Here is a 10475-nt window from a genome sequence, read left to right as displayed (position 1 = left end):
ACCCCCTCCCCGACCTCCGCCCGCACGACCACCCGGACGTCCTCCCCGACGTCCTCCCGGACGTCCGCCCCGACCTCCTCCGGGACGACGGCCCGACCCGGCAGGACGCCCCGGACCGGCCGGGGCGCGCCAGCTCGCCTGACAGTGCATCAGTTCCGTTGTTCCTCCGGACGGGATACCCCGATCCCGGCGCGCGAAGCGGCACCCGATCGGCCCCGCGCGGCCCGGCTGCACGCCCTTCGCGCCGGGCATGCGCGGGGACAGAACCACGCGGATCGGACATCAGGGGGGAAGTTGCGGTGAAATCGCGGGTGTAGGTGACAACCGCTGTGCGTACCGACACCGCGGGGAGATAGCGTCTGCACCATGTCTGATGCCGCGCAGCCAACCATTGCCGAGGTACGCGCCGCCGCCGAGGCGGTCAAGGCCGCCATCGACCGTCATCTGGAAGCGGTGTCAAGCCCCAGCGCAGCGGATGATCCCGCTGTGTCCGCCGCCTACGAGCAGCTCGCGACGGCGGCCATCGCCTACGACCAGATCCTCTACGAGGTCTACGACGAGGTCACCCCCTTCGAGATCCCCGGGGACGAGGGTCCGGGCGGCTACCACGGCCCCGAACAGCCGGAGGCGATCAGCGTGCTGATCCGCCGCGACTACCACGTCGCCGACCCCAAGCGGCTGCGCGCCCAGGCCGAGCGGCTCGACGAGTCGCTGACCCCCGGCGGGGGCGGCACCAGCGGGGTGAACGCCGCGATCGGCGTGCTGTTCGGCGAGTACGAGCCGGACGAGATCGCCGCCCGCAGCGAGGAGTTCGGCCTGGAGGAGGCGGACTCGACGCTCTGGGTCGCGGCGGCGGAGCCGACCGAGCCGGGGGAGTGGCTGCCGGAACCCTTCGAGCACGCCGACCCGCAGATGCTGATCTGCCGGTTCGACGTGAGCGAGGTCTACGACGACGAGGACCCCGACGACTGAACCGTTCGTCGTGCAGACACCCGGAGGGCGGGCCCCACCTGTAGGGGGCCCGCCCTCCGCGCGTTCCGCCAACCGGTGCGCAGGACCTAGTACGCCGAGGCGGCGTTCTCGGCGAGGATCGCCCGCAGCCGGGTGGTGCGCGGCTGCGCCGGGCGCTCGGTGACGGCCTGGGCGAGCGCCGGGCCCGCCGCGTGCACCACGGACAGGTGCCGCTCGCCGCGGCCGAAGGCGGTGTAGACCCACTGCCGGGTGAGCGCCGGGCCGGCGTCCTCCGGGAGTACCACGACCGCGCCTGGCCAGCGGCGGCCGAGTGCCTGGTGGACGGTCAGCGCCCAGCCGTGCCGCAGCCGGCCGGCCTGGGCGGGCGGGACGGTCCGGCGCGAGCCGTCCGCGTACGCCAGGTGCAGGCCGGTGGCGTCGCCGTCCAGCACCCGGGCCGGGCGGGTGACGCCGGGGGCCGGGGAGTCGACCACCCGGTCGCCCGGGTCGAAGCCGCCGAACCGGCCGGGCCCCGGGTTGAGCCGGGCCTTCGCGGCGGCGTTCAGCGCCCGGGTGCCCGCCGGCCCGCCGTGGCCGGGGGTGAGCAGCACCACCTGCTCGGCGGGGATGCCGAGGGCGCGGGGAATGGAGTCGGTGAGCAGCTGGAGGGCGCGGTGGACGGCTTCGCCGCCGTCCTTCGCGGTCAGGATGACCACCTCCTTGTCCGGCGCCTCGACGGGCTGGAGCTCGCCGATGCCGACGCCGGAGACCAGCTCGCCGATCGGGCCGAAGTCCGGGGTGCGGGAGGCGACCGCCGGGCAGACCCTGGCGGCCAGCAGGTCGGCGAAGAACCGGCCGGGGCCGGCCGACCAGAGCTGGCCGGGGTCGCCGCTGAGCACCAGCCGGGTGCCGTCGGCGAGCGACTCCAGGACGGTGGCGGCCAGTTCGACGTCCAGCAGCGGGGCGTCGAGGACGACCAGGACGTCCAGGGCGAGCGTGCCGTCAGCGGCGCGGCCCGGCCCGGCGGCGCCGGAGAGCAGGTCGGCCAGGGTGATCACGGCGGCCGGGGTGTCGGTGAGCGCGGCGAAGGACTCCCGGCCCTGGTCGGTCCAGGTGGCGGCCCAGACCCGCAGCCCGAGGCCGCCGGCAGCGGCCAGCAGCGCGGCGGGTTCGGCGCGGGCGGCCTCGCCGCCGGTGTGCAGCACCAGGGCGCTGTCGGCGACGGCCTGGATCAGGGCGGTCGCGGAGGAGGACGGCGCGGCCTCGCCGGCAGCCGCCCACGCGGTCGGGCCGGGCGCGGCGGGGGCCTGCGGAGCGTCCTCCACCGTGGCCTCTGCTGTGGCCTCCACCGTGTCCTCCGCAGGGGCCGCGCCCGAGCCGGAGCCCGCCTCGGAGCCAGGGGCCGGCGAGGAGTCGGCCGCGGACTCGGCGTCCTCCGCCGTGTCCTCCTCCGCCGGATCCTCCGCCTCCTCCGCCACCGCGTCTTCCTCGCCCGGCTCCGGGTCCTCGCCCGGTACGAAGGTCGACATCAGCCGGACCAGCCCGTCCGCGAGGCTCTCCTCGGCCAGCGCGAGTCGCTCCAGGGCGAGCAGCGTCCGGGTCGGCGGCTCCTCGTCCTCGTCGCCGCCCGCCGCGTGCGCCTCGGGGCCGGTCAGCTCCTCCTGGAACGGCATCGCGCGCCCGTCCAGGACGGCGGCCTGGATCGCCGCGGCCGAGTCCGGCAGCCCGTGGCGGTCGAGCCCGGCCGCGATCTCGGCGACCTCGACGGCGGAGTGGCCGCGCAGCGCCGCCTGCTCCAGCAGCCACGGCACCAGCGCCTGAGCGCGGCGCGGGTCACCGGGGCCGGCGGCGGGGCCGAGCAGGCCGCGGGCGAAGCCGTCCGCGTGCTCGGGGCGGACGCCGGGCAGGGACAGTACGGCCCACGGGTCGGAGCGCAGCTGTTCGGCGGCGCCGTCGCCGAACTCGGCCACCGCGGCGGCCGCGAGATCGGCCGGGGCGCCCCCGGCGGTCAGCACCTCGGCGGTGTCCTTGAGCGCCTGCGCGCGCTGCTGGTCGGGCTGCGCGGAAGCCGGGGCCTTGGCGCCCTGGCCGTCCTTGACGTCCTTGGCGTGCTCGGGAGCCGCGGCGCGGCCCTCGCCCTCCGGCGGTGCGGCCTGCGGGCCGACGCTGCGGATCCGCTGCGCCAGCTCGGCGATCGCCGCCGCCTTCTCCGCCGGGCTCGCCGACTGTGCCGGGCTCGCCGTCTCCGCGGGGCTCGCCTTCTCCGCCGGGCTCACCGAGACTGCCGAGGTCTCCTCCGGAGCGCCGTTCTCCGTGTCACTCATCGTCCGCTCCAAGGGTCACTCCACTGCGTGTTTCAGCTGAACGAGGGGGGCTACAGCTCGCTCCACCCCTGGTCCGGGTAGCGGTGCACCGGTGACGAGATGTCGTCCAGCGCACCACGGATCTCACCCGGTAGCGTAAGCGCCTCCACTGACAGCGCCGCCTGCAGCTGTGCCACCGTACGGGCCCCGACCAGCGCGCTCGCCACTCCGGGCCGGTCCCGGACCCAGGCGAGGGCGACCGCGAGCGGGCTGCTGGCGAGGCCGTCGGCGGCCGTGGCGACGGCGTCGACGATCCGCCGCGAGCGCTCCCCGAGGTACGGCTGGACGAACCCGGACAGGTACGGCGAGGCGCCGCGCGAGTCCTGCGGGACGCCGTGCCGGTACTTGCCGGTGAGCACCCCGCGCCCGAGCGGCGAGGAGGCGAGCAGCCCGACCCCGGCGTCCGCCGCGGCGGGCAGCGCCTCGCGCTCGATGCCGCGCTGGAGCAGCGAGTACTCCAGCTGGGCCCCGGCCAGCGGGGTCCGCCCGTGGTGGGCGCGCTGCCAGGTGGCGGCCTTGGCGAGCTGCCAGCCGCTGAAGTCGCAGACCCCGACGTACCGGGCGCGCCCGGAGGAGACGGCGATGTCGAGGGCGCTGAGCGTCTCCTCGACGGGCGTCATGGGGTCGAAGGAGTGCACCTGCCACAGGTCGACGTAGTCGGTGCCGAGCCGGCGCAGCGAGGCGTCGAGGGCGGCGAGGAGGTGGCCGCGGGAGCCGTCGAAGCGGCGGGCGGACTCCGGCACGCTGCCGGCCTTGGTGGCGATGACGAGTTCGGAGCGGGGGACGAGGCTGTCGGTGAGCCGGGAGATCAGGTATTCGGCGCCGCCGTCGGCGTACACGTCGGCGGTGTCGAGCAGGGTCCCGCCGGCGTCGACGAACTCCTTGAGCTGCTCGGCGGCCTCGTGTTCGTCGGTGTCGCGGCCCCAGGTCATGGTGCCGAGGCCGAGCCGGGAGACCTGGAGACCGGTACGGCCGAGGTGACGCTTTTCCATCGGACGGGTCCTCCACTGGCCGGTGGCACCGGGCGCCCCGGTAGCCCTGAGAACGCGCAGGTGGGGAGAGCGCTCCCCACGTCGGCTGAGCGTAGCGGCCGGTGTCCGGGCAGGGGTGGCGACCCGCAGAACGATCACCGGGCCCGGGCGACGGCGGGTGTGACCCAGACCACCACTACCGGTCAGTAGCATGACCGGCGAGTGCGCGGCTACCCTCGCCACCAACCCTCACCGACTGGAAGGTTCGGCACATGCGACTCGGAATCAACCTCGGCTACTGGGGTCTCGGCATGGACGCCGACAACATCGCCGTGGCCCAGGAGGCGGACCGGCTCGGCTACTCGGTGTGCTGGGCGGCCGAGGCGTACGGCTCGGACGCCGCGACGGTGCTGAGCTTCGTCGCCGCGAAGACCGAGCGGATCGACGTCGGTTCGGCCATCTTCCAGATCCCCGCCCGCACCCCGGCGATGACCGCGATGACCGCGGCGACCCTGGACACCCTGTCCGGCGGCCGCTTCCGGCTCGGCCTCGGCGTCTCCGGCCCGCAGGTCTCCGAGGGCTGGTACGGGGTGAAGTTCGACAAGCCGCTCGCCCGCACCCGCGAGTACGTGGAGATCATCCGCAAGGCGATGTCCCGCGAGCGACTGGTCCACGAGGGCGCGCACTGGACGCTGCCGCTGCCCGGCGGCCCCGGCAAGCCGATCAAGCTCACCGTGCACCCGGTGCGCGAGCACATCCCGCTGTACATCGCCGCGATCGGCCCGAAGAACCTGGAGCAGACCGGCGAGATCGCCGACGGCTGGCTCGGCATCTTCTTCTCGCCCGAGCACGCCGCGCTCTCCCTCGACCCGCTGAAGGCCGGCCGCGCCAAGGCGGGGCAGAGCCTGGACGGCTTCGACCTGTGCCCGACCGTCACCATCGCGGTCGGCGAGGACATCAAGGCGGGCGTCGACTCCCAGCGCTCCTACGCCGCGCTGTACATCGGCGGCATGGGCAGCAAGGAGAAGAACTTCTACAACCAGCTCGCCCGGCGGATGGGCTACGAGCAGGCCGCCGACGAGATCCAGGAGAAGTACCTGGCCAAGGACTACGCGGGCGCCGCGGCCGCCGTCCCGCACGACCTGATCGACGCCACCTCGCTGATCGGCGACACCGCCCGGATCGCCGACCGGATGCAGGCCTACGCGGACGCGGGCGTCACCACGCTCACCCTGGCCCCGTCCGGCTTCACCCTGGACGAGCGGATCCAGGCGCTGCGCACCGGAGTCGAGGCCCTGGAACTGGCCGGGCTGGCGTAGCCGCCCGGGGCCGTCGAGCGGCACTACAGCCAGTCGTGCCGCTTGAACACCCGGTGCAGCACTATGCAGACCGCGACCATCAGCGACAGCACCGCCGGGTACCCCCAGGGCTGGCGCAGTTCGGGCATGTCCTCGAAGTTCATCCCGTAGACGCCCGCGATCATCGTCGGCACGGCGGCCAGCGCCGCCCAGGCCGAGATCTTCCGCATGTCGTTGTTCTGCTGCACGCTGACCTGCGCCAGGTTGGCGTTGAGGATGTCGGACAGCAGCCGGTCCATGCCCTCGACCTGGTCGGTCACCCGGGCCAGGTGGTCGGCGACGTCCCGCAGGTAGGGCAGGGTCTCCGGGCGGATGTACGGCTCGCCGCCGCGGGCCAGGCGCAGCGTCGGTTCCAGCAGCGGGCCGGTGGCGCGGCGGACGGTCATCACCTGGCGCTTGTAGCCGTAGATCCGGCCGGCGGTGTCGCGGCCGACCCGTCCGGGGGCGAAGACGTCCGCCTCCAGTTCGTCCAGGTCGGTCTGGAGCCCGGTGGCCACGTCCATGTAGCCGTCGACGATGGTGTCGCAGACCGAGTGCAGCACCGAGCTGGGCCCGTAGCGCAGCAGTTCGGGCTGCTTCTCCAGCCGGGCCCGCAGGCCGGAGAGCGGGGTGTCGGCGCCGTGTCGGACGGTCATCACGAAGTCCGCGCCGAGGAAGACCATCACCTCGCCGATGGTCACCGCGTGGGCGCCGGGGTGGTAGCCGAGCGTCTTGAGGGCGACGAACAGGGAGCCCTGGTACGGCTCGATCTTGGGGCGCTGGTGGGCGCTGACGGCGTCCTCGACGGCCAGCGGGTGCAGGGCGAACTCCCGTCCGACGTGGTTGAGTTCCTCGGCGGTGGGCTCGAACAGGCCTATCCAGACGAAGCCGCCGGGCCCGGCGGCGCGGGCGGCGGCGAGCGCGCCGGCGAGGTCGTCGGGGGCCTCGATCCGGTGGCCGTCGTGGTAGCTGGCGCAGTGGACGATCATCGGGCCATTGTGGCCCGGGGCGGGGTGCCCGGGGCGGAGCCGGGCCAGGACGGCGTCGCGGGCCGGTGCCGGCGGCGGCCTAGGAGGGCCCGCACCCCACCCGCGCTTTGCGCGCCCGCACCCCACGCGGCCGCGCACCCCGCACCCCGCACCCCGCGCCCGCACCTCGCACCGACACTCCACGCCCGCGCCCGGAGGCCGTAGGCTGAGCCCCATGCCCACCCTGCTGCTCGTCCGCCACGGCCGCTCGACCGCGAACACCGCCGGAATCCTGGCCGGTTGGACGCCCGGCGTGGACCTCGACGACACCGGGCGCGGGCAGGCCGCCGCGCTGGCCGGTCGGCTCGCGGGGATCCCGCTGGTGCAGGCCGTCAGCAGCCCGCTGGAGCGCTGTCGGCAGACGCTGGAGCCGCTGCTGGCGGCTCGGCCCGAGCTGGGCCCGCCCGCCGAGGACGAGCGGCTGGGCGAGTGCCACTACGGCGAGTGGACCGGCCGGCCGCTGGCCGAGCTGGCCAAGGAGCCGCTCTGGCGCACCGTGCAGGACCACGCGGCCGCCGCGGCCTTCCCCGGCGGGGAGTCGTTGCGCGAGCTGAGCCACCGGACGGTCGGCGCGGTCCGGGAGTGGAACGAGAAGATCGCCGCCGAGCACGGCGCGGACGCGGTCTGGCTGGCCTGCTCGCACGGGGACGTGATCAAGGCGGTGGTGGCCGACGCCCTGGGCCTGCACCTGGACCACTTCCAGCGGATCAGCGTCGAGCCCTGCTCGGTCACCGCGATCCGCTACACCCCGCAGCGGCCCTTCGTCCTGAGGATGGGCGACACCGGCGACCTCGCCTCGCTCGCGCCCAGGCCCGGCGCGGCCCCGGCCGCCCCGGTGGGCGACGCGGTGGTCGGCGGCACCACCTGAGGCGGTCGCTCCGCCTGACCCGCCTGACCCGCCTGACCCGCCTGACCCGCCTGGTACGACCCTGGACCGACCGGCGCCACCCGACCTGACCGGAGCCACCCGGCCCGGAGCCGCATGACGTGGGCGGGAGAGCCGTCGCACCCCGCCCCGCAGGGACCGGCGGCACCGGCTGAGCTGGCCGGTGCCACTGCGGCTCGGCTCCCCTGCGGGGGCCCGGAGGTCGTAGGGTGACTAACGAGCCCCGCCGCGTGGCGAGCCCGCGCGCGGGCCGCCGTACGGCAGCCCGAGCCATGACGTCCGAACGATCCCTGTGATCCCCACGACCGACACGATCCGGAGCGAGAGCGTGCCCCGTCAGGTCTTCTTCTACGACCAGCCCGAACGGTTCGTGGCCGGCACCGTCGGCCAGCCCGGCGCCCGGGCGTTCTACCTCCAGGCCAGTGCCCGGGGCCGGATCACCAGCGTCCTGTTGGAGAAGACCCAGGTGGCGGCGCTCGCCGAGCGGATCGAGGAGGTCCTGGACGAGGCGCTGCGGCGCAGCGGCGGCGACGTCTCCATCCCGGCCGCCGCCCCGCAGGACCTGCTCGACACCGCGCCGCTGGACCTGCCGCTGGAGCAGGAGTTCCGGGTCGGCACCATGGCCCTGGCCTGGGACAGCGTGGACGGCTGCCTGGTGGTCGAGGCGCAGGCGCTGATCGAGGCGGAGGAGGACGGCGAGGACGAGGACAGCGCCGCGGCGGTCTTCGAGGACGACGACAACGGTCCGGACATGCTGCGGGTGCGGCTGTCCGGCGCGATGGCCAGGGTGTTCGCCAAGCGGGCGCTGGACCTGGTCTCGGCCGGCCGCAAGCCCTGCCCGTTCTGCAACCTGCCGCTCGACCCGGAGGGCCACCTGTGCCCGCGCGCGAACGGCTACCGGCGCTGAACACCGAGACCCCGCCGCAGGCGGACCCGGCGGCCGCCGCTGCCCTCGCCGCCGACGTGCCCACTGCGCTGGAGCTGCTGCGCGAGGGCGAGTTGACGGTGCACGGGCGCCTCACCGAGGCGTCCAACGCCGCGCTGTACTGCACCGCCACGCACGGTTCGCTGAGCGCGCAGGCCGTCTACAAGCCGGTCGCCGGGGAGCGCCCGCTGTGGGACTTCCCGGACGGCACGCTGGCCGGCCGCGAGGTCGCCGCGTACGAGGTGTCGGCCGCGACCGGCTGGGCGCTGGTGCCGCCGACCGTGCTGCGCGACGGGCCGCACGGGCCCGGGATGGTGCAGCTGTGGGTCGAGCCGGATCCGCAGGCCGAGCCGCTGCTGGCCCTCCAGGACCCGCGCGGCCCGGAGCACGGCTGGCTGCCGATCGTGCGGGCCGAGGTCGGCGGGGGACGCACCGCGCTGCTGGTGCACCACGACGACCAGCGGCTGCGCCGGCTCGCCGTGCTGGACGCGGTGCTCAACAACGCCGACCGCAAGGGCGGCCACCTGATCCCGGCCGCCGACGGCCGGGTCTACGGCATCGACCACGGCGTCACCTTCAACACCGAGGGCAAGCTGCGCACCCTGCTCTGGGGCTGGGCCGGCGAGCCGCTGCCCGCCGAGGCGCTGGAGGTGCTGACCCGGCTCGCCGAGCGGCTGGACGGTGAGCTGGCCGCGCGCCTCGCCCCGCACCTGACCGCCGCCGAACTGGAGGCGACCCGCGCCCGGGTGGCCAGGCTGCGCCGCACCGGCCGGCACCCGCTGCCCTCCGAGGACTGGCCCTCGATCCCCTGGCCCCCGGTCTAGGACGTATCCCGCGGACCGGTTCGGGCCGGCTGATGGTCTGGACCTGTCCGCGAACCGGCAGCACACTGCTCCGATGGACGCGTTACGGACCACCCCCACCCCCCGTACCACGCCGGACCTGCCGCTGCACCGGCTCCAGGTCCCGCTGCCGCACCTGCTCCCGTTCGCCATCGGGAGCTTCGACACGATCGGCCCGCTGTCCCGGGCGGGCTTCCCGCACCGGCACTCGTTCTACGAGATCGTCCACGTCACCGGCGGCCGCGGCGCCCATGTCCTGGACCTGGTCCACCGGCCGCTGGCGCCACCGCAGTTGTGCGTGATCACGCCCGGCCAGGTGCACTACTGGTCGGACGCGGACGAACTCACCGGCCAGGTCGTCCTGTTCAACGAGGACTTCCTGCTCCGGAACCCGCAGGACCTTGCCGCGCTGCGCACCCTGGCCACCCGCCCCGCGCTCGGACTCGGCGAACAGGCCGGGCCGGTCGGCGCGTTGCTCGCCGACATGGAACACGAGTACCGCTCCAGGCAGCCCGGCTACCAGGGCGTGCTGCGGGCCAGTCTGCACATCCTGATCGTCCGGGCGCTGCGCGCCGCCCGGCCGGGGGAGCGGCCGTCGCCGCCCGGCCGGCCGACCGAAGTGGCCTCAGCCTTCACCCGGTTGATCGCCGGTCCGGGCGGGGTGCGGCACTCGGTGGCGTCCAGTGCGCAGGAACTCGGCGTCTCGCCGGGCCACTTGCAGACCCTGGTCAAGCAGGCCACCGGTCGCACCCCGGGCGGACTGATCCGCCGCCAGCAGACCCTGGAGGCCAAGCGGCTGCTGGCGTGCACAGATTTGACGATTCGTCAGGTGGCGAAGGAGGCGGGCTTCGCCGACCCGGCCTACTTCTGCCGCTTCTTCCGGCGGGAGACCGGGATGACGCCGGGGGAGTTCCGGGCCCGGGTCGACGGAAATCACCACGATCCCCGGATCGCGTCCATCGCGGCCGCCCCGGACGGCCCGTAACTTTGCTGGTGGCCACCGGTGGCCGGTCCGGCGCGCGCGGACGGGCGGCCGGTTCGGCCCTTGTCATGCCCCCACCCAGGGCAGGGGCGGCCCCCCCCCACCCCCCCCCCCCCCCCTGGGGGGGGGGGTGCCCCCCCCCGCCCGCCAGGAGACGCGCCAACACCCGCAGACTGGCGCGGTCCCGCGC

The 10475-nt window shown here is 75.0% G+C and carries 9 protein-coding genes; 6 read left to right on the top strand and 3 right to left on the bottom strand.

Features of this window, described 5'->3' with window-relative positions; genetic code table 11:
* Positions 1-366: 366 nt before the first annotated feature.
* Positions 367-972, top strand: coding sequence for a hypothetical protein (locus tag ACFV6I_RS30255; RefSeq protein ID WP_063346931.1), 606 nt, complete (start codon positions 367-369; stop codon positions 970-972).
* Between the two features lie 86 nt (positions 973-1058).
* On the opposite strand, the gene ACFV6I_RS30250 is transcribed toward ACFV6I_RS30255, so the two are convergent.
* On the bottom strand, positions 1059-3275 hold the full coding sequence (locus ACFV6I_RS30250) for a helix-hairpin-helix domain-containing protein (protein WP_380428707.1): 2217 nt from the start codon (positions 3273-3275) through the stop codon (positions 1059-1061).
* A gap of 50 nt (positions 3276-3325) precedes the next feature.
* On the bottom strand, positions 3326-4306 hold the full coding sequence (locus ACFV6I_RS30245; protein WP_380428705.1) for an aldo/keto reductase: 981 nt from the start codon (positions 4304-4306) through the stop codon (positions 3326-3328).
* Positions 4307-4557: 251 nt separating this feature from the next.
* Here ACFV6I_RS30245 and ACFV6I_RS30240 point away from each other — a divergent pair, with 251 nt between their 5' ends.
* The gene (locus ACFV6I_RS30240) at positions 4558-5604 is read left to right on the top strand and encodes an LLM class F420-dependent oxidoreductase (RefSeq protein WP_063346928.1); all 1047 of its coding nucleotides are present in this window, start codon (positions 4558-4560) and stop codon (positions 5602-5604) included.
* Positions 5605-5627: 23 nt separating this feature from the next.
* Here ACFV6I_RS30240 and ACFV6I_RS30235 read toward each other — a convergent pair whose 3' ends face one another.
* On the bottom strand, positions 5628-6611 hold the full coding sequence (locus tag ACFV6I_RS30235; protein WP_380428703.1) for a magnesium and cobalt transport protein CorA: 984 nt from the start codon (positions 6609-6611) through the stop codon (positions 5628-5630).
* Between the two features lie 214 nt (positions 6612-6825).
* Between ACFV6I_RS30235 and ACFV6I_RS30230 the strand changes: the two genes are divergently transcribed.
* From ACFV6I_RS30230 to ACFV6I_RS30215, 4 genes are all read left to right on the top strand, one after another.
* Complete coding sequence (locus ACFV6I_RS30230; RefSeq protein WP_380428701.1) at positions 6826-7518, top strand: histidine phosphatase family protein; 693 nt, start codon at positions 6826-6828, stop codon at positions 7516-7518.
* Between the two features lie 346 nt (positions 7519-7864).
* Positions 7865-8443, top strand: coding sequence for a DUF3090 domain-containing protein (locus ACFV6I_RS30225; protein ID WP_063350992.1), 579 nt, complete (start codon positions 7865-7867; stop codon positions 8441-8443).
* Positions 8444-8499: 56 nt separating this feature from the next.
* Complete coding sequence (locus ACFV6I_RS30220; RefSeq protein WP_380428709.1) at positions 8500-9285, top strand: SCO1664 family protein; 786 nt, start codon at positions 8500-8502, stop codon at positions 9283-9285.
* A gap of 73 nt (positions 9286-9358) precedes the next feature.
* Entirely contained in the window at positions 9359-10288 is a 930-nt protein-coding gene (locus tag ACFV6I_RS30215) for an AraC family transcriptional regulator (protein ID WP_107452830.1), read from the top strand.
* Positions 10289-10475 lie beyond the last annotated feature (187 nt).

Origin of the sequence: Kitasatospora sp. NPDC059803, assembly GCF_042732255.1 — a bacterium.
Lineage (GTDB): Bacteria > Actinomycetota > Actinomycetes > Streptomycetales > Streptomycetaceae > Kitasatospora.
Note: the sequence above shows the minus strand (reverse complement) of the source record. Positions and strands in the feature narration are given on the sequence as shown.